Annotated in this window: 18 protein-coding genes and 2 pseudogenes; 11 read left to right on the top strand and 9 right to left on the bottom strand. The window is 67.0% G+C overall.

Annotated elements, in window-relative coordinates; genetic code table 11:
- Positions 1-114: 114 nt before the first annotated feature.
- Both EQG70_RS12740 and EQG70_RS12735 read left to right on the top strand, forming a co-directional pair.
- Positions 115-735: a ClpP family protease gene (locus EQG70_RS12740; RefSeq protein ID WP_109269258.1), complete on the top strand. Its 621-nt coding sequence runs from the start codon at positions 115-117 to the stop codon at positions 733-735.
- Positions 732-1,334 carry a ClpP family protease gene (locus EQG70_RS12735; protein ID WP_109269257.1) on the top strand — a complete coding sequence of 201 codons (603 nt, stop codon included), beginning with the start codon at positions 732-734 and terminating at the stop codon, positions 1,332-1,334. The genes EQG70_RS12740 and EQG70_RS12735 overlap by 4 nt, the downstream gene beginning before the upstream one ends.
- A gap of 23 nt (positions 1,335-1,357) precedes the next feature.
- Here the strand turns inward: EQG70_RS12735 and EQG70_RS12730 are convergent, their stop codons facing one another.
- A complete protein-coding gene (locus tag EQG70_RS12730; RefSeq protein WP_244296559.1) occupies positions 1,358-1,750 on the bottom strand; it encodes a helix-turn-helix domain-containing protein in 393 nt (130 codons plus the stop codon).
- Between the two features lie 130 nt (positions 1,751-1,880).
- Here EQG70_RS12730 and EQG70_RS12725 point away from each other — a divergent pair, with 130 nt between their 5' ends.
- Positions 1,881-2,174 carry an ArsR/SmtB family transcription factor gene (locus EQG70_RS12725; protein ID WP_035926607.1) on the top strand — a complete coding sequence of 98 codons (294 nt, stop codon included), beginning with the start codon at positions 1,881-1,883 and terminating at the stop codon, positions 2,172-2,174.
- Positions 2,171-2,578 carry a VOC family protein gene (locus EQG70_RS12720; RefSeq protein ID WP_109269255.1) on the top strand — a complete coding sequence of 136 codons (408 nt, stop codon included), beginning with the start codon at positions 2,171-2,173 and terminating at the stop codon, positions 2,576-2,578. The genes EQG70_RS12725 and EQG70_RS12720 overlap by 4 nt, the downstream gene beginning before the upstream one ends.
- Positions 2,579-2,774: 196 nt before the next feature.
- Here EQG70_RS12720 and EQG70_RS12715 read toward each other — a convergent pair whose 3' ends face one another.
- The 6 genes and pseudogenes from EQG70_RS12715 to EQG70_RS12690 form a co-directional block, all read right to left on the bottom strand.
- Positions 2,775-3,125 (bottom strand): hypothetical protein, encoded by a 351-nt coding sequence (locus tag EQG70_RS12715; protein ID WP_138976481.1) that lies wholly within the window; start codon positions 3,123-3,125, stop codon positions 2,775-2,777.
- 316 nt (positions 3,126-3,441) lie between these two features.
- The gene (locus EQG70_RS12710) at positions 3,442-4,563 is read right to left on the bottom strand and encodes a CpsD/CapB family tyrosine-protein kinase (RefSeq protein WP_141874646.1); all 1,122 of its coding nucleotides are present in this window, start codon (positions 4,561-4,563) and stop codon (positions 3,442-3,444) included.
- Positions 4,564-4,903: 340 nt separating this feature from the next.
- Positions 4,904-5,146, bottom strand: a pseudogene (locus EQG70_RS18925) (Wzz/FepE/Etk N-terminal domain-containing protein); the annotation flags it as partial.
- Positions 5,147-5,190: 44 nt separating this feature from the next.
- Entirely contained in the window at positions 5,191-6,192 is a 1,002-nt protein-coding gene (locus EQG70_RS12700; RefSeq protein WP_109269252.1) for a GDP-L-fucose synthase family protein, read from the bottom strand.
- 14 nt (positions 6,193-6,206) lie between these two features.
- Positions 6,207-7,238, bottom strand: a complete 1,032-nt coding sequence (gene gmd / locus EQG70_RS12695) for a GDP-mannose 4,6-dehydratase (RefSeq protein WP_109269251.1) — start codon at positions 7,236-7,238, stop codon at positions 6,207-6,209.
- Between the two features lie 79 nt (positions 7,239-7,317).
- A complete protein-coding gene (locus EQG70_RS12690; RefSeq protein ID WP_167508900.1) occupies positions 7,318-8,553 on the bottom strand; it encodes a glycosyltransferase family 4 protein in 1,236 nt (411 codons plus the stop codon).
- A 140-nt stretch (positions 8,554-8,693) separates the two neighbouring features.
- On the opposite strand from EQG70_RS12690, the gene EQG70_RS12685 reads away from it, so the two are divergent.
- From EQG70_RS12685 to EQG70_RS12660, 6 genes and pseudogenes are all read left to right on the top strand, one after another.
- Positions 8,694-9,311, top strand: a complete 618-nt coding sequence (locus EQG70_RS12685; protein WP_109269249.1) for an LbetaH domain-containing protein — start codon at positions 8,694-8,696, stop codon at positions 9,309-9,311.
- Between the two features lie 11 nt (positions 9,312-9,322).
- Complete coding sequence (locus EQG70_RS12680; protein WP_167508899.1) at positions 9,323-10,453, top strand: glycosyltransferase; 1,131 nt, start codon at positions 9,323-9,325, stop codon at positions 10,451-10,453.
- Positions 10,450-11,556: a glycosyltransferase gene (locus tag EQG70_RS12675; RefSeq protein WP_138976479.1), complete on the top strand. Its 1,107-nt coding sequence runs from the start codon at positions 10,450-10,452 to the stop codon at positions 11,554-11,556. Before EQG70_RS12680 ends, EQG70_RS12675 begins: the two co-directional genes overlap by 4 nt.
- The gene (locus EQG70_RS12670; RefSeq protein ID WP_138976478.1) at positions 11,553-11,771 is read left to right on the top strand and encodes a hypothetical protein; all 219 of its coding nucleotides are present in this window, start codon (positions 11,553-11,555) and stop codon (positions 11,769-11,771) included. Before EQG70_RS12675 ends, EQG70_RS12670 begins: the two co-directional genes overlap by 4 nt.
- 108 nt (positions 11,772-11,879) lie before the next feature.
- Positions 11,880-13,519: pseudogene (locus tag EQG70_RS12665) on the top strand (IS1634 family transposase).
- 76 nt (positions 13,520-13,595) lie between these two features.
- Positions 13,596-13,916, top strand: a complete 321-nt coding sequence (locus EQG70_RS12660) for a transposase family protein (protein WP_167508898.1) — start codon at positions 13,596-13,598, stop codon at positions 13,914-13,916.
- 355 nt (positions 13,917-14,271) lie between these two features.
- Here EQG70_RS12660 and EQG70_RS12655 read toward each other — a convergent pair whose 3' ends face one another.
- A complete protein-coding gene (locus EQG70_RS12655; protein WP_109269245.1) occupies positions 14,272-15,522 on the bottom strand; it encodes an IS256 family transposase in 1,251 nt (416 codons plus the stop codon).
- Between the two features lie 407 nt (positions 15,523-15,929).
- Here EQG70_RS12655 and EQG70_RS12650 point away from each other — a divergent pair, with 407 nt between their 5' ends.
- Positions 15,930-16,100 carry a hypothetical protein gene (locus EQG70_RS12650; protein WP_208746210.1) on the top strand — a complete coding sequence of 57 codons (171 nt, stop codon included), beginning with the start codon at positions 15,930-15,932 and terminating at the stop codon, positions 16,098-16,100.
- 299 nt (positions 16,101-16,399) lie between these two features.
- On the opposite strand, the gene EQG70_RS12645 is transcribed toward EQG70_RS12650, so the two are convergent.
- Entirely contained in the window at positions 16,400-17,647 is a 1,248-nt protein-coding gene (locus EQG70_RS12645; protein WP_109223276.1) for an IS256 family transposase, read from the bottom strand.
- Between the last annotated feature and the right edge of the window lie 76 nt (positions 17,648-17,723).

Below are 17,723 nucleotides of genomic sequence, written 5' to 3'. Positions count from 1 at the left end.
CGGTCCGCCCGTCGCTCGAGGATTCAGCGCAGCCGACAGCAGAGCCGCTCAGGGCGGAGCCGCGCACAGCAGAAACGGGTTCCGCGCGAGGGGGCCCGGGTCCACGCTGGACCCATGACCACCACCACCGCACCACCCAGAACCTCGATCGACGACGAGCTCGCCTCCCGGCTGCTGGAGCAGCGCATCATCGTGCTGGGCGCCGAGCTGGACCAGGCCACCGGCAACCGGCTGTGCACGCAGCTGCTGCTGCTCTCCGCCCAGGACCCGCGCCAGGACATCAGCCTCTGGATCAACTCCCCGGGCGGCTCCGTCCCGGCGATGCTCGCGATCATGGACGTCATGCGGATCATCCCCAACGACGTGTCCACCCTGGCCATGGGCCTGGCCTGCAGCGCCGGACAGTTCCTGCTCTCGGCCGGCACCCCGGGCAAGCGCAGCGCCCTGCCGCACGCACGGATCCTGCTGCACCAGGGCTCGGCCGGGATCGGCGGCACCGCCGTGGACATCGCCATCCAGGCCGAGGACCTGCGCCACACCCGGGACACCGTGCTCGGGCTCATCGCCGAGCACACCGGTCAGCCGCTCGAGCGGATCGTGGCCGACTCCCAGCGGGACCGCTGGTTCACCGCCGAGGAGGCCCTCGCCTACGGCTTCGTGGACCGGGTCATCGCCGGGCTCGACGACGTGCGGCCCCGCTCCGCCACCACGGCCGCCGCGGGGGTGGGGTCGTGAGCAGCTACGCCGTGCCCTACGTCGTCGAACGCACGCCCCACGGCGAGCGCAGCATGGACGTCTTCAGCCGGCTGCTGATGGAGCGGATCGCCTACCTCGGCACCGAGATCGACGACGGGGTCGCCAACGTCCTGATCGCCCAGCTGCTCTACCTGGACTCCTACGGCTCCGACCAGCCGATCGGCTTCTACATCAACTCCCCGGGCGGTTCCACCACGGCCATGCTCGCCGTCTACGACGCCATGCAGCACGTGGGCGCGCCCGTGGAGACCACCTGCGTGGGCCAGGCGGCCTCGGCCGCGGCGGTGCTGCTGGCCGCCGGTGCCCCGGGGCGCCGCTCGGTGCTGCCCCACGCCCGGGTGGTGCTGCACCAGCCGGCCGCGCAGGGCCAGGGCACCATCCCGGACCTCATCCTCGAGGCCGAGGAGATCGCCCGCACCCGGGAGCAGCTGGAGCAGGTGCTCGCCCGGCACACCGGGCGGAGCCCGCAGCAGGTGCGGGAGGACACCGACCGGGACCTCGTGCTCACCGCCGAGGAGGCGGTGGCCTACGGGGTGGCCGACCGGGTCGTGACCCCGCGGGAGGTCCGGGCCCGGTGAGACGGGCGGGACGGGGAGAGCGCTCAGACGGCCAGGGCCACGGGCCCGGCCAGGCAGACCGGCGCGCCCGGGACGGCACGGGCGGCCGGGGCGCTGTCGAGCAGTACCCCGGTGGTCCCCTCGGTGAGATCGACGAGGTTCAGTCCCAGGGCACCGACCACCGCGGCGATGATCTCGGAGGAGGGGTCCTTCACCCCGCGCTCGATCTCGGAGAGGTATTGGGTGGAGACCCCGGAGACGCGGGCCACCTGCGCCAGCGTCAACCCCTGCGCCAGGCGGTGGCGGCGCAGGAACATCCCCAGCACGGACCGCCACAGCGGGTCCACGGGCGCCCGCGGCGCGGCACGCTCCCTCGGCACGGGTGACGGGAGGTAGGCCGGCGACGAAACGGGTGTGGGGCGGACCACGCTGCTCATGGGCTCATGGTAGATCCGCCCCGGGCCGAGAGCGCCGCCGCTCTGCTGTGAGCAGACGACGCCGTGGATGTCAGGTCGGAGAGCACGCAGCTTCTTGACCGGCAACCAATAGGTTGCCTAACCTGGTGGCGTGGACATCGTGTTCCAGGCCCTGGCCCATCCCGCGCGGAGGATCCTCCTCGAGGAGCTCGCCGCGCGGAATGACCAGAGCCTCTTCGAGCTCACCGTGCGGCTCATCAACGACCACGGCCTGGCCATGACCCGGCAGGCCGTGACCAAGCACCTGGCCGTGCTGCGCGAGGCCGGCCTGGTGACCTCCACCGTTCAGGGGCGCACCACGGTGCACCACCTGGACACCTCCCCGCTCACTGACGCGCGGCAGTGGATGGACTCCCTGCCGCCCCCGCCGAAGGACACGCCGTGATCATCACCTACGCCTCCGTCTTTGTGGACGACCAGCAGAAGGCCCTGGAGTTCTACACCGACAAGCTCGGCTTCCAGCTCAAGGTCGACGTGCCGACGGGCCCCTACCGGTGGCTGACCGTCGTCTCACCTCAGGCCCCGGACGGGGTGCAGCTGCTGCTCGAGCCCTCCGAGCACCCGGCCGTCCACCCGTTCAAGGAGGCCCTGGTGGCCGACGGCATTCCGTTCAACAGCTTCGGGGTCGAGGACGTGCAGGCCGAGTACGCGCGGCTCACCGCCCTGGGCGTGCGCTTCGTGCAGGAGCCGACCGCGATGGGCCCGGTCACCACCGCGGTGCTCGACGACACCTGCGGCAACCTCATCCAGATCGCCCACCTGAACGACCCAGCGGCGGCCGGGCAGTGATGAGGGCCTACTGGTTCTCCAGGACAACAAGGTCAATCTTGCTGGCTGGAGGATAAGCGCTTAATTTGGACTCGTAGCGCCACGAACCTTCAGTCCCGCACTTCATGTGCGTTGGGCGTATTTTTCGCATTTCGAACTGCAATCGAACAGTAGAGTGCCCCCGGTAATTGCCGGGGGCACTCTAAGCGTCAAGAATTCAGGCCAATTCCGCACAGACATCTACCACAGGGCCAGACCCTGAAAAAATCTCCTGCTCGGAAAAGTCAGGGTTGAGGATGTATGTGAAGCTGCCTCGAGTCAGGAACAAGCCTGACTCATGTCCGTTCGCTTTGGGAACGCGCAGTACGTTGCGACCAGTCGCTGTGACTTCGAGGTCGCCGTCTTCCTGCACCGTGACATGGGACGCTCCAGTGACCACGTAAGATACGGTGTTGCCGTTAGGAGCGGTGATCTTTACTCGTTGATTGGGAGCAGTAATAATCGAGCCTCCATCCGGAAGTTCGATTATTTTCTCCTTGCCGCTGAGTTGTATATTGACTTCACCCAATTTTGGGCATGTCCACGTGCTGGGTTTGGGGTCGACTGGGGTCGGGGGTGCGGCCATGACTGGTCCAGCGCCCAGCACTCCGAACATCAGACCTCCCGCCAGCGCCGCACAAAACACAGACTTATTCCACCGATTCATTCCAACCCCCCAGTTGATGTGGCAAAGCCCCCTCAAACTAATGCGTCAGGGCGAGTCATGGTGAATGTGACGGATGCAACCCGATTGTGTCGGTAGTGCGGGGGACAAAGTGGCATGCGGAAGGGGCGCCTCCCGCAGGAGGCGCCCCTTGGACGTTCGAGCCGGCGTTCGGCCGGGGTCAGTGCCCCGTAGACGTGGACCCGGTGGACGAGCCGGACCGGCCCCAGGCCTCGAGCCCGAAGGTCTCGTGCTCGGCAGAGCCCCGGACATCCGGCTGCTCGGAGCGCGTGGCCGCGGGCGCCGCGTCCTCGGCCGCCGGAGCCGTGGGCTCCTGCTGCGCCCGCGGCGTGGCAGGCGGCTGGACCTCGGCAGGTTCCGGTCGCAGCTCAGTGCCCCACGGTTGGTGCTTGCCGACCGGAGCGGGGACGACCGGCTGCGCGCCGGTTCCCGGCGCCGCCTTCTCGTCCGAGTTCGCGTAATATGATTTGCCATAGTAACCGTAGTACCCGGCGTCCGCGCCGGTGGTGGGCACCCGGTTGAGCACCACACCGAGGACGTTGCCGCGGACCTGGTGCAGGTTCTCCAGGGCCTTGGCCAGCTCGTCCGTGGTGGTCCGCTGCGCGGTGGCCACGATGAGCGCGCCGTCGGCGGAGGCCGTGAGGAGCGCGGCATCGGTGACCGGCAGCAGCGGGGGAGCGTCCACCAGGACCAGGGCGTCCTCGGCGAGGGTCTCCAGCATGTTGTGCATGGCCTTCGAGGACAGCAGCTCCGTGGGGTTCGGCGCGGTCTTCCCGGCGCCGAGTACCTGCAGGTTCGGGAACGTGTCGTAGGTCTGGAGCACCTCCTCCACCTGCACCTGTCCGGTCAGCACGTCGGTGACGCCCACGCCGGCCACGAGGCCGAAGAGATCGGTCATCACCGGGCGGCGGAGGTCACCGTCCACGACGACGACGTTGCGCCCCGTCGAGGCGATGGCCACCGCCAGGTTCGCCGTGATCGAGGCCTTGCCCTCACCCGGCAGGGAGGAGGTCACCACGATCATCCGCGGCGGGTTGTCCACCGAGACGAAGCTGAGGTTGGTGCGCAGCTCGCGCAGGGCCTCGGCGAACTCGTGGTGGCCGCGCCCGGCGGAGATGCCGGTCTCGACGATCGCGCGGTGGTCGGACAGCCGGTCGTCCGTGGGGATGACACCGAGGACCGAGACGCCGAAGCCGTCCCGGATCTCCTCGACCGACTTGATGCGGCGGTCCATCTTGTACCGGGCGAAGGCGTAGAGCAGACCCAGGCCGAGACCGCCCACGAAGCCGAGGGCGAGGTTGAGCTTGAGGTTCGGGGAAAGAGGGGGCCAGGGGCAGGGAGGCGTTACTGAGCGGCTGGACGGCCACGCGGTTGATCGCGTCCTCGTCGCCCTGGCTCTCGAGTTCCTGGACCTGGCTGGCCAGTGCCACGACCCAGGCGTTGGCCAGGTCGGCCGCCTCCGTCGGGTCCTCGGCGTCGGCGGTGATGCGCAGCTCCGGGGTGTCCACGGGGACGTCCGTGGTGATGCGGGGCAGCACCTCCTCCGGCGTGGCGTCGAGATCGAGCTCGTCGATCACCGACTCGGCGACCGGCCGGGACGTGGCCAGGGACTCGTAGGACACGGCCTTGGACTGCGCCAGGTTGTTGCCGGCCAGCGCGCTGGCCAGGTCCTGCTCGCCGGTGGCGACGACCAGGCCGGACGCGGTGGCCGAGTAGATCTTCGGCTGGATGAGGGTCCAGCCGAGCGCCAACAGGGTGCACAGCAGCGTGATCAGCGTGATGGCCCGCCAGTGCGTGCGCACGAGCCGGAGGAGGTCCCGTGCATCGAGAGCGGGGGCTTCCCGCTCTGCGTCAAGGTGCTCCATGGTTCTCCTCGGGATCGGCTCGGGGGTGGGGGGATGGGTAGAAGTCACTCGCGGATGCCGTCCTGGTGCTCTCTGAACCACTCGACGGTGGACCGCAGGCCCTCCTGCAGGGGGATGCGGGCGGTCCAGCCGGCGTCGGCGAGCTTGGTGACGTCCATGAGCTTGCGCGGGGTGCCGTCGGGCTTGGTGGTGTCCCACTCGATCCGACCCTCGTAGCCCACGGCCTCGGCGACGAGTCCGGCGAGCTCCTTGATGGTGACGTCGGTGCCGGTGCCCACGTTGACGTGCTCGTCCCCGTCGTAGTGCTCGAGCAGGTGCAGGCAGGCCTCGGCCATGTCGTCGACGTGCAGGAACTCCCGCAGCGGGGAGCCGGTGCCCCAGTTGGTCACCGACTCGGCGCCCGAAATCCGAGCTTCCTCGTAGCGGCGGATCATGGCCGGCAGGACGTGGGAGCCGGTGGGGGAGAAGTTGTCCCCGGGCCCGTAGAGGTTGGTGGGCATCGCGGAGATCCATGGCAGCCCGTACTGGCGGCGCACGGCCTGGATCTGCAGGATGCCGGCGATCTTGGCGATCGCGTAGGCGTCGTTGGTGGGCTCCAGGTGCCCGGTGAGCAGGTACTCCTCCTTCAGCGGCTGCGGGGCCAGCTTCGGGTAGATGCAGGAGGACCCCAGGAACAGCACCCGCTCCACCCCGTGCTCCAGGGCGGCGTCGAGGACGTTGACCTGGATCCGGAGGTTCTCCGAAAGGAAGTCCACGGGATAGGTGCTGTTGGCCAGGATCCCGCCGACCTTCGCCGCGGCCAGCACCACGTAGCGCGGCTTGGTGTGCGCGAAGAAGGCGAACAAGGCGTCGCGGTCCTTGAGGTCCAGCTCGGACGAGGTGCGCCCGATGAGGTCGGTGAACCCCTCGGCCTGGAGCTTGCGCCAGATCGCGGAGCCAACCAGGCCGCGGTGGCCGGCCACGTAGAACGGGGCGGTGTGGTCAAGCGGGCCGGGGGTGAACGACGTCGTCGCGTCGGCGGTCTTCTCGGTGGTGTCTGCCGTCATGGTGGGGTCCTCCGTCACTTGGCCCAGGAGGCGAGGTCGACGGTGTCGATCCAGGCGTCGTTCTCGAGCAGGGCGATGTCGGCATCGACCATGAGGCGGGCCAGCTCGGGGGCTTTGACGGTGGCTTCCCAGCCGAGCTTGTCCTTGGCCTTGGCGGGGTCGCCGATGAGGGCGTCGACTTCGGTCGGGCGCAGGTAGCGCTCGTCGAACTCGACGTGCTCGCGCCAGTCCAGCCCGGCGTGGTCGAAGGAGATCTCGAGGAACTCCCGGACCGTGCACGGGTGGCCGGTGGCCAGGACGAAGTCCTCGGGCTCGTCGGCCTGGAGCATCCGCCACATGCCCTCGACGTACTCGGCGGCGTAGCCCCAGTCGCGGATGGCCTGGAGGTTGCCCATGTAGAGCTTGTCCTGGGTGCCGGCCTTGATCGCGGCCACGGCCCGGGTGATCTTGCGGGTCACGAAGGTCTCGCCGCGGCGGGGGGACTCGTGGTTGAAGAGGATCCCGTTGACGGCGTACATGTCGTAGGCCTCGCGGTAGTTCTTGGTGATCCAGTAGGAGTAGATCTTCGCCGCCCCGTAGGGGGAGCGGGGGTAGAAGGGGGTGTCCTCGTGCTGCGGGGGCGGGGTGGCGCCGTAGAGCTCACTGGTGGAGGCCTGGTAGTAGCGGGCGTCCACGTTGGCCAGGCGCATCGCCTCGAGCAGGCGCACGGTGCCCAGCCCAGTGGTGTCCCCGGTGTGCTCGGGCTCTTCGAAGGAGACCTTCACGTGGGACTGGGCGGCGAGGTTGTAGACCTCGTCGGGGCGGATCTGCGCCATCAGCGTGACCAGGCGGGAGCCGTCGGAGAGGTCGCCGTAGTGCAGGAACAGCTTCGCGTCGGTCTCGTGCGGGTCGGTGTAGAGGTGGTCGATCCGGTGGGTGTTGAAGGTTGAGGCGCGACGGATCAGCCCGTGCACCTCGTAGCCCTTGGCGAGCAGCAGCTCCGCCAGGTAGGAGCCGTCCTGACCGGTGATCCCGGTGATGAAAGCCTTCTTGGGGGTGGCGTGCATGATCGTCCTTCGGGGGGATGAGGCGTGGGCCGTTGAGGGGACAGCTTTATGCTAGTGAATGAATGGCCGAAGCCGGTGATCAGCGCCGGACATGTTGCGTCAAAGATCGGAGCACGTCGTCCCACCGACGCATAGCGGCGTCAGCGGTCAGGTGGGCGGTGGCGTAGGCAGGACCGTTCGCACCCAGGCTCGTGGCAGCGGCAGGGTCGGCGCTCATCTCCTCGGCCGCTCGCAGCAGGTGACGGGGATCATCGGAGGGCACCACCCGGCCGGCGCCCGAGGCCTCGACCTCTCCAGCCGTGGCGCTCTCGGCCTCGACGGCGGCCAAGACCGGGCGGCCCGTCACGAAGTAGGACGTCAGCTTGCTCGGCACGGACATGTCCTTCACCCCGGCCAGCTCGTTGACGAGCAGGACGTCGGCCGAAGCCAGTGCGGCCGCGTATTCATCGTTGGGCAGCGGGTCGAGGAACTGGAGGTTCGCGACCCCGTGGCCGAGCTCCTCGAGGTGGCGGCGCTGATTGCCGTCGCCCATGAGCACGAACTGGAGCGAGGAGTCCTGCTCCTGCGCCAGGCGGGCCGCCTCCACCACGTTGTCGAGGCCCTGCTTGACGCCCATGTTCCCGGCGTGCAGGACCACGGTGCGGTCGGGTGCCCAGCCCAGCCTGAGGCGCACGTTCTCGCGGTCCACCGAGTTCTGCGGGGTGATGTGCGTCCAATTCCGGACCACCTGCACCCGCTCGCCCGGAACCCCGAGCCGGTCCACCACGTGCTGGCGGAAGCGGTCGTGGATCACGATCGTCCTGCGTGCGGAGGACAGCGCCGCGCCCTCGATGGCCCGCATCACCGGGGCGATCACGGCCGCGGAGGCGTGCGACTCCTCGACGCCACGGGAGTATAGGTCCTGCACCCAGGTGACGGTCGGCACACCGCGGTGCCGCAGTTTCGCGGCCAGCGCGCACAGGGCCGTGGAAAACATCGCGGGGGAGACGAGCAGGACGACGTCCGGATCGCCCCAGTCCGTCAGCGCCGCCTTGAGGCCGAAGTGCAGCTCCAACAGGGTGCGGGTGACCAGGCTGGGGCGGCGCGGGACGTACTGGCGCAGCCGCAGGATCTCGGCGCCCTCGTGCCGTTCGCGGTGGACGCGCCCGGAGTAGCCGTCGTAGACCTGCCACTGCGGATAGTGCGGGAAACCGGTGATGACCTTGACCTCCCAGCCCTTCTCGGCGAGGCCGGCGGCGAGGGAGCTGGTGTACGGGGCGTTGCCCGTGGGCTCGGGGGCGAAGTGCAGGCCGATGATCGTCACACGAGGGGGCATCGAAGAAACTCTTTCGCAGTGAGACGGGGTTGGGCCGAGTCGGGGGACTCGACCGGTAACGTTACCCGTGACATCCAGATGCATGAATCTGACACACCCCCCGCCCCCGATGTCGCACCTCACGTGCTCAAGGACTCACCATGTCGAATGACTCTTCCCCCACCGTGCACGCCAGCGCCCAGCAGGACATCCCCGTCATCGACCTCTCCCGGGCGCCCGGCGCCGGCGAGGCCTGGGACCGCCCCAAGTGGATGATCTACGCCTGGGCCGCCGCCGAGCAGCTGGTCATCCACAACCCCTGGCAGGTCAGCTCCGGTCTGCGCGTGAAGGCCCTGCGCCTGTTCGGGGCCGAGGTGGGGGAAGGTGTCATCATCCGACCCCGCACCCGCATCAAGTTCCCCTGGAAGCTGCGGGTCGGCGACCACGCCTGGATCGGTGAGGGCGTGTGGATCCACAACCAGGACCAGGTCATCATCGGCCACGACGCCGTGGTCTCCCAGGACACCTTCATCACCACCGGCAGCCACGCCCACCGCACGGACATGGGGCTCATCACCAGGCCCGTGACCATCGACGACGGCGCCTGGGTCACCTCCCGCTGCGTGGTCACCGGGGGAGTGACGGTCGGGCGTTCGGCCCTGGTGCAGCCACTGACGCGGGTCGCCGAGGATGTACCGGCGAATGCCATTTACGGACACGACTCCCCACAGGTGCAAGGGCAGCGGTTCCGAGATAAGCCGGAAGCGGGGCGCTCGTGAGGATCCTGCAGGTGGTCACCTACATCAGTCCGGACGGTGCATACGGAGGGCCTGTGCGGGTGGCCCTCAACCAGGCTAAGGCCTTGACGGCGCTCGGTCACGAGGTGGTCGTGGCCGGAGCCGCAGGGGGTTTCGACGGGAATCTGCCCACTACTTATGACGACTTTCCCGTTCGTCTGTTCCCGGGCCACCGCGTTGTTCCCCAGACGGGATTCGCCGGTCTGACTGCGCTGGGGCTGCTGAAGTGGTTGCCCAAGGCCCTGCGCCACGCGGACGTCGTGCACGTGCACATGTCGCGGGACCTCGTCACGCTTCCTTCAGCCGCCATGGCCCTTCGTGCGCGGCGGCCCTTGGTCGCCCAAACCCACGGCATGATTGATCCCACCGACAAGTTGCTGGCCAAGCCGCTGGACGCTCTCTTGACCGTGCCGGTCCTCAAGGCGTCATCCACGGTGCTCCATCTCACGGCACAGGAACGGTCTGACCTCGAGGCAGTTGCGGGGCCCGATCTCTCGACACAGGCATTGCCGAACGGAGTGCATGTCCCGTCGGTACCCGCTGTGGAGCAGACAGACGGCCCAGCTGGGCGACCAGAAGTGGTTTGTCTGGCCAGGGTCCACAGCATCAAACGCCCCCTCACTTTTGTCCGCGCCGGTCTGGCGCTCAGAGCGGGACGGCTTGATGCGCGTTTCACCCTGGTCGGGCCTGATGAAGGCGAAGGGGAGGTCGTGCGATCGGCACTGGCTACTGGAGGACACGAGGACAGTGTGACGTGGCAGGGCCCCGTTGCCCCGCACCAAACGACCGAACGACTCCGTCGGGCCAGCGTGTTCGCTCTGCCGTCGAAGAGCGAACTTGTCTCCATGTCCACCCTGGAAGCCATGGCGCTGGGACTTCCAGTAGTCATCATGGACACGCACGGCCTCGCACCCCTTGTCCGCGAGCGACAGGCCGGCATCGTGTGCTCGATGTCCCAGCAGTGTTTCGACGACGCCGTGGCGTGCTTACTCGAAGATCCTGAACTCCGGCGAAGCATGGGCGCAAACGGAAGGCAGGCCGTTCGGGACCTTTACTCGATCAGGCACGTGGGTCAGACACTGGCATCCATCTACACGGCAGCCAAGAAAGCAGACGAATCGTGATCGCGAAAGCCAAAGTCGTCATCGTCCAGCCGTATGTCCCGACTTACAGGGTGGCATTCTTCGAAAGACTGCGCGACAAACTCGCCGCGGAAAACATTGAGTGCCTAGTGGCGGCAGGGGCGCCAGCGGTCAATCAAGCAAAACGTGGGGATGCGGCGCAGGAAAACTGGGTTTTGCAGGTGGACAACAAGTCGCTAAGCGTACGCGGGAAATCGATTGGTCTAGGTTACAGGAGACTTCCCTGGAAGGAGGCCGATGCAGTTATCCTAGGTTTAGAAGGCACTTCTTTGCCAGTGTATCAAGCACTTATGACTCGTCGTCGCACAGGCACTCGGGTGGGTTTGTGGGGACATGTTCGTCCTTATGTGACGAACGGCAACAAGGCTGACCTGTGGCTCGAAAAAAAGCAGATGATGAATGCGGATCGAATTTTCGCATATACACCCGGAGGGCACAATTACGCCGTAAGTGCGGGAATATCATCATCTAAAGTCACGACCGTAATGAACTCAATAGACACCGCGGCGTTGGAAAGAGCGCGTAATGAGTTGACTCAAGAAGTGATCGCACAGTACGCACGGGAATATGGTATCAACCCGGACAAAGCGATTTGTTTCATAGGAGGACTCGACGAAAGCAAGCGCATATCATTCTTACGTGAAGCCTTAAACGAATTATGGTTGAAAGATCCGTCTATACGGCTATTAGTCGGGGGTGATGGCCCTCAAAAATGTCTGCTGCGCGCCGCTGTGGAGCGTGGTCAAGTGGTTGACATGGGATACATGAACGTCCGGCAAAAGGCGCTTGCAATGTCCGCTTCGCGATGCGTGGCGATGCCCGGACGTATCGGCTTGGTGGCTGTCGATTCTCTAGTGATGAATCGACCCGTGGTCACGACAAACTGGCCGTACCATGCCCCCGAAGCCGAATACCTCGTTGAAGGGCAAAGTCGACACACATCCGCGGACAATCCACATGCATTCGCTAGTGCTTTACTTAGGGTGGTCGCATCCACAGAAACAGTTCAGAGCTTTGATTACCCCACATTGGAGGAAATGGTAGAAAATTTTGCGTCGGGCATTCTCAACATGATGCGCGCATGAACCATTTCGAACGTGGACCTCGTACCGACGCGAGTCAAGCAGAATATGCTGGGTCGGCAGGTGATTTTGCTGAGGGCGGCAGCAATGGCACCACCAGGGCGCCAAAAGCTCAAAACCCTAGATTAGCCAAAGCCTCAACGCGAAACATTTTTGGCCGATTTGCCTGGTTGGCTTTGGCGCGCTTCTGCGCCGCTGGCCTTCAAGCATTGACCTGACTTCGCTCAGGTTGTGGCGCCTCGGAACTTCACTGCTCTCTGACCTGCGGTGATGTGTCCGTTGTGGTGGTTTTTCACGCACTAAGCGAGGTGTTCTAGGGTCGCGGTGTGGCGTTCATGAGGCGGGTGCGGACGGCCTCCGGTGCGACAGCAGTGCAGATCGCCGAGTTCGTCCGCGGTCAGCAGCGGATCGTGGAGCACGTCGGTTCGGCGCACACGCAGGCCGAGCTCGGGGTATTGCTCGAGCGCGCCCGGCTGCTGTTGGCGGACCCGGCCCAGGGCGTTCTGGACCTCGGTGTGGAGCCCATCCCGCCGGCGGTGGGCTTGGTGCCCCGGCCGGTGATCCCGGCCTGTTCGATCCCGCCGCCCCGGCGGCCCCTGCCGTCGGCGGCACGGGGCGGGTTCTCGGCACGGACTCATGGATCCTGTTCGAGGCCCTGGCCGCGGTTTTCGCGGATCTGGGGTTCGACGGCCTGGGCGATGCGGTGTTCCGGGACCTGGTGATCGCCCGGGTCGTGGAGCCGATCTCGCTGCTGGACGCCGGCCGGGTTCTGGAAGACCTGGGCCGGGCCCCGGCCAGCTACTCGACCTTGCGGCGCACTCTCGCCCGGACCGCCACGGACGACTACCGCGATCGGATCGCGAGCTGGTGCTTCGGCCACGCCTCGGCCAGCGGGGACATCTCCTTGGTGCTCTACGACGTCACGACCCTGTACTTCGAGGCCGAGAAGGAGGACGAGCTGCAGAAGGTCGGCTACTCCAAGGAACGCCGCGTGGACCCGCAGATCGTGGTGGGCCTGCTCGTGGACCGTCGCGGGTTCCCCCCTGGAGATCGGCTGCTTCGAGGGCAACAAGGCCGAGACCACCACGATCATCCCCGCCATCAAGGCCTTCCAGGCCCGCCACGGGGTGGCCGACATGGTCGTCGTCGCCGACGCCGACATGCTCTCGGCGACCAACCTGCGCGAGCTCGATGAGCCGGGCTTGCACTTCATCGTCGGCTCCCGGGCCACGAAGGCCCCGATCGACCTCGCCTCCCACTTCCGCTGGCATGGGGACGCCTTCGACGACGGGCAGCTCATCGACACCATCACCCCGCGCACCGGGCGCACGAGCGAGAACAACCCTGATCTGCGCGCCGAACCCATCCGGGACCCAGCCCAGCACTCCGGCTCGTGGCGGGCGGTGTGGGCGTACTCCCGCAAGCGAGCCGTGCGTGACAGCGCGACGCTCACAGCCCAGGAGGATCGGGCCCGCGCGGTCGTCGCCGGGGAACAAGCCGCACGGACTCCCCGGTTCGTGAAGACCACCAACGGGGCCCGCAGCCTCGACGAGGCCTCGCTGAGACGTGCCCGGCACCTGGTCGGGCTCAAGGGCTACGTCACCAACATCCCCGCGACCGTCATGGACCCCGGTGAGGTGATCAGCTCCTACCACGACCTGTGGCACGTCGAGCAGTCCTTCCGGATGTCCAAGACCACCTGCGGGCCAGGCCCATGTTCCACCGCACCCGGGACGCGATCGAGGCGCACCTGACCATCGTGTTCACCGCCCTGGCCCTCTCACGCACTGTGCAAGCCCGCACCGAGCTGGCGATCCGCAACGTCATCCGGCAGCTGCGGCCGCTGCGCTCAGCGACCATCTCCATCAACGGCGCGACCCAGACCTTCGCCCCGGCCATCCCCGCCGAGCAGCAGGCCATCCTCGATGCCATTCGCGGCCCCGGGAGTCACGCACTAAGCAAATGAACAAACTCAGGCGGTCGGCCACGGCTGGGTGCCGGTGCTGCTCCACGATATGCCCTGAGCCGGAGTGCCCGTGCGCGTGGTGTGGCGCAAGCGCCGCTACCGCTGCCACGAAGACACCTCCGAGGTGACGACCTTCAACGGGGTCCACGAACTAGCGGCGCCACGGGCGAGGCTGACCACTCGGGCGCTCGTCTGGGCCGTGGCTCGGCTGCGAGTCCATGACATCGCCATCTCGGCTCTGGCCGAGATGCTCGGGGTCTCCTGGAACACCGTTGGGAACGCCATCTCCCCGGCCATCCAGCCCCAGTTGGCCGCCGAGGACCGGCTCATCGGAGTGAACGCCCTGGGCGTGGACGAAACGTCTGGCGCCACGGCGGCCTGCCGGGGACCGGTCTGATCAACCGGCATCGTGGACCACTCCCCGCGACGAGCACGGCCGCCCCCGGGCGCGGTTTCTCGATCTCGTGCCGGGCCGCACCGGGAGCGTCCACGCCGACTGGCCCTCGGCCCAGGGCCGGCGTTCACCAGCAGAATCCGTACGGCCACGCTGGACCCATTCCACGTGAGTATGACAACCCCATTTGGCCCCACTGTGATGGTCTGATTTGGCCCCACCCCCGGGGTATTGATTGTGCTGGCCGGGCTGTCGGTGACGTCCCGCTCTCCGTCGCGGGGTGTGGTCGGGGATCAGGGGCCGGAACCTGCGTCCATCATCTCTGTGTAACGCAGTCACCGCGTGATTCTTGGGGTGGTCAGGCGCTGAGGGCCAGACCGGGGTAGGTGTCCTCCTTCTCGTCGTCGTCGGCCACGGTGGTGCCCACGGCTTGGGCCTGCTGGAGGAGCTCGATGCCGAGGTAGCGGCGGGCTTCGATCCACTCGTCGTGCTGCTCGGCCAGCACTGCTCCGACGAGCCGGATCAGGGAGGTCCGGTCGGGGAAGATCCCGACCACGTCGGTGCGCCGGCGGATCTCCTTGTTCAGCCGCTCTTGCGGGTTGTTGGACCAGATCTGGCGCCAACAGGCCTTGGGGAAGGCCGTGAAGGCGAGGACGTCGGCCCGGGCGGCCTCGAGGTGGTGCCCGACCCGTGGGAGCTTCTCGGCCAGGGCATCCAGGACTCGGTCGAACTGATCGTGCACAGACGCCTGGTCGGGCTGGTCGTAGACGGAGTGCAACAGGGTCTTGACCCAGGGCCAGGAGGCCTTGGGCGTGGCAGACATGAGGTTGGCCGCGTAGTGAGTACGGCACCGCTGCCAGGACGCCCCGGGCAGGGTGGCCCCGATCGCCGCGACCAGCCCGGCGTGGGCGTCACTGGTCACCAGCTTCACCCCGGCCAGTCCCCGGGCGACGAGGTCGCGGAAGAACCCCAGCCAGCCGGCCCCGTCCTCGGCCGAGGACACCTGGATCCCGAGGACCTCGCGGTGGCCGTCGGCGTTGACGCCGGTGGCGATCATCGCGTGCACGTTGACCACCCGCCTGCCTTCGCGGACCTTCAGCACCAGGGCGTCGGCGGCCACGAACGTGTAGGGCGAAGCGTCCAGCGGCCGGGTGCGGAAGGCCTCCACCTGCGCATCCAGGTCGGCGGCCATGACCGAGACCTGGGACTTCGACAACCGGGTGATCCCGAGGGTTTCCACGAGCTTGTTCATCCGCCTCGTGGAGACGCCCAGCAGGTAGCAGGTGGCCACCACCGAGGTCAGGGCGGCCTCGGCGCGGCGCCGGCGTTCCAGCAGCCAGTCCGGGAAGTAGGAGCCTTGGCGCAGCTTCGGAATCGCGACGTCGATGGTGCCGGTGCGGGTGTCGAACTCCCGGGCCCGGTACCCGTTGCGCGAGTTCACCCGGGCGTCGCTGGCCCGGCCGTACTCGGCCCCGCACACGGTGTCGGCCTCAGCACTCATCAGCGCGTTGATGAAGGTGGTCAGCATCTGGCGCATCAGGTCCGGTGAGGCCTGCTCGAGGTGCTCCTGAAGGAAGCGGGCAGGGTCGATATCATGAGGTGCGGTCATCGCGTGAGTTCTCCTTGAGAAAAGACTTTGGTCGGTCTTTCCAAGAATCACGCGGTGGCCGCCTCACGTTCGGAACGCCACGCCCTCCGGGCCCGGCGTACACCACGCTAGGGGACGCTACTGGGGCCGGCGGCTCCCTTTCGGGCACGGGTAGTGCGCAGCCGATAGGAGCTGGTGCCGGTGTTGATGCTGTGGGCGTTGTCAACGCCGAGCAAATGTTGATCCTTTATCGTCGGGTGGGTTCTAGCGGTCGTCGCAACATCCGCGGGTCGGTTCTACCCGGAGTCAAACGACCGAACTACGGCTCAGCCTCTCAGCCGGCCACAGGCCCGCCAGAAGCCATTACAGCCCTACCCGCTCGTGACAGAGCTGCCACCGACCGATTTGCCGTCGAGGTGATGTGACGGGTGCTGAAGTTCGCCCGCCAGCCCTACTACCGCTGGCTGGCAGCCCCGATCACCGTGGTCGATGTGACCCAGGTCTACCGAATGAACGCGTTGTTCGACGCCCACCACGACGAGACCCCGAGTTCGGCTACCGCTTCCTGGTCGATGAGGAAGATGAGGCCGGCGAGGTGATGTGTGAGCGCAGCGCAGAGCGAATCTTCCGGGACAACCGGTGGTGCTCCACGGTGCGTGATCCAGAAGAAGCCGTGACAGTTCATACCCAGGCGACCTGTTGGGCTCGTGTCATGTGGACTCGTTAGGGGACGGTGGCCGGTAAACTTTCGCTCATGCAACGCACCCCCCACACTGACCGTCAACCTTCTAGACATCCAGCCCAGAAATGGGTCGATGCTGGGATCCTGGTCATCGGGATCTTGCTGATTGGAGGGGTCAAGCCCCCTGGAGTGGTGTAGCGATCTTTCGTGTAAGGGTCAGGCTGTGAGCGCGGTCAGGGGGTCGGTGGTCACCTCGCTTCCGGTGTCCGCGACGGTGGTGAGCCGGCAGCGGGTGAGGACCTCGAGGCCGAGATAGCGGCGGCCTTCGGCCCACTCGTCGGTCTGCTCGGCCAGCACGGCTCCCACGAGGCGGACGATGGCTTGCCGGTTGGGGAAGATCCCGACCGCGTCGGTCCGGCGCCGGATCTCCCGGTTCAGCCGCTCAGCTGGGTTGTTGGACCAGATCTGGGCCCAGACGTCCTTGGGGAAGTTCGTGAACGCGAGGATGTCCTCACGGGCATCGGCCAGGTATTCAGCCACCGCGGGCAGCTTCTCGGCGACGTAGTCCAGCAACCGGTCGAACTGGGCGTTCACGGCTGTCGCGTCGGGCTGGTCGTAGACGCTGTGGAGCATGGCTTTGACGGCCGGCCACATGGACTTCGGGCAAATCGACATGAGATTGGCCGCGTAGTGGGTGCGGCACCTCTGCCAGGACGCCCCGGGCAGGTTCGCCGCGATCGCGTCCTTGAGCCCGGCGTGGGCGTCACTGGTGACCAGGCGGACCCCGCCCAGGCCGCGGGCCACCAGATCGGCGAAGAACTCGTTCCAGGCCGCCCCGGTCTCGGCCGTGGCCACCCGCATGCCCAGGACCTCACGGTGGCCGTCACCGTTGACCCCGGTGGCCAGGAGCACGACCGCGTTCACCACGCGCCCGCCCTCGCGGACTTTCATCGTCAGTGCGTCGGCGGCGACGAAGGTGAACGGCCCGACGTCCCCGAGGGGCCGGTGGCGGAAGGACTCCACGTGCTCGTCGAGGTCACCGGCCATCCTTGAGACCTGGGACTTCGACAGGGCGTTGATCCCAAGGGTCTTCACCAGCTTGTCCATCCGGCGGGTCGAGACCCCGGCGAGGTAGCAGTCGGCGACCACGGTGATCAGCGCGGACTCGGCCCGCTTGCGGCGCTCCAGCAACCACTCCGGGAAGTAGGTGCCGGCCCGCAGTTTCGGGACGGCTACGTCGATCGTGCCCACGCGGGTGTCGAGGTCGCGGTGGCGGTAGCCGTTGCGCTGGGTTACCCGCTCGGGAGCGGGTCGGCCCCACTCGGCGCCGACCACCGCGTCCGCGTCGGCGGAGAGCAGCGCGTTGATCACCGTCTGCAGCAGGTTGCGCATCAGATCCGGCGAGGCTTCGGACAGGGCTTCACCGAGCAGGCCGGTGGGGTCGACAATGTGAGGAGCGGTCATCGTGATGATGTCCTTTCGAGGGTGCTGTGAGAGGTGAACTCGAAAGATCTCACGGTGGCCGCGCCCTCGTCCGCAA

This window comes from Kocuria rosea, from assembly GCF_006094695.1.
GTDB lineage: Bacteria > Actinomycetota > Actinomycetes > Actinomycetales > Micrococcaceae > Kocuria > Kocuria rosea.
Note: the sequence above shows the minus strand (reverse complement) of the source record. Positions and strands in the feature narration are given on the sequence as shown.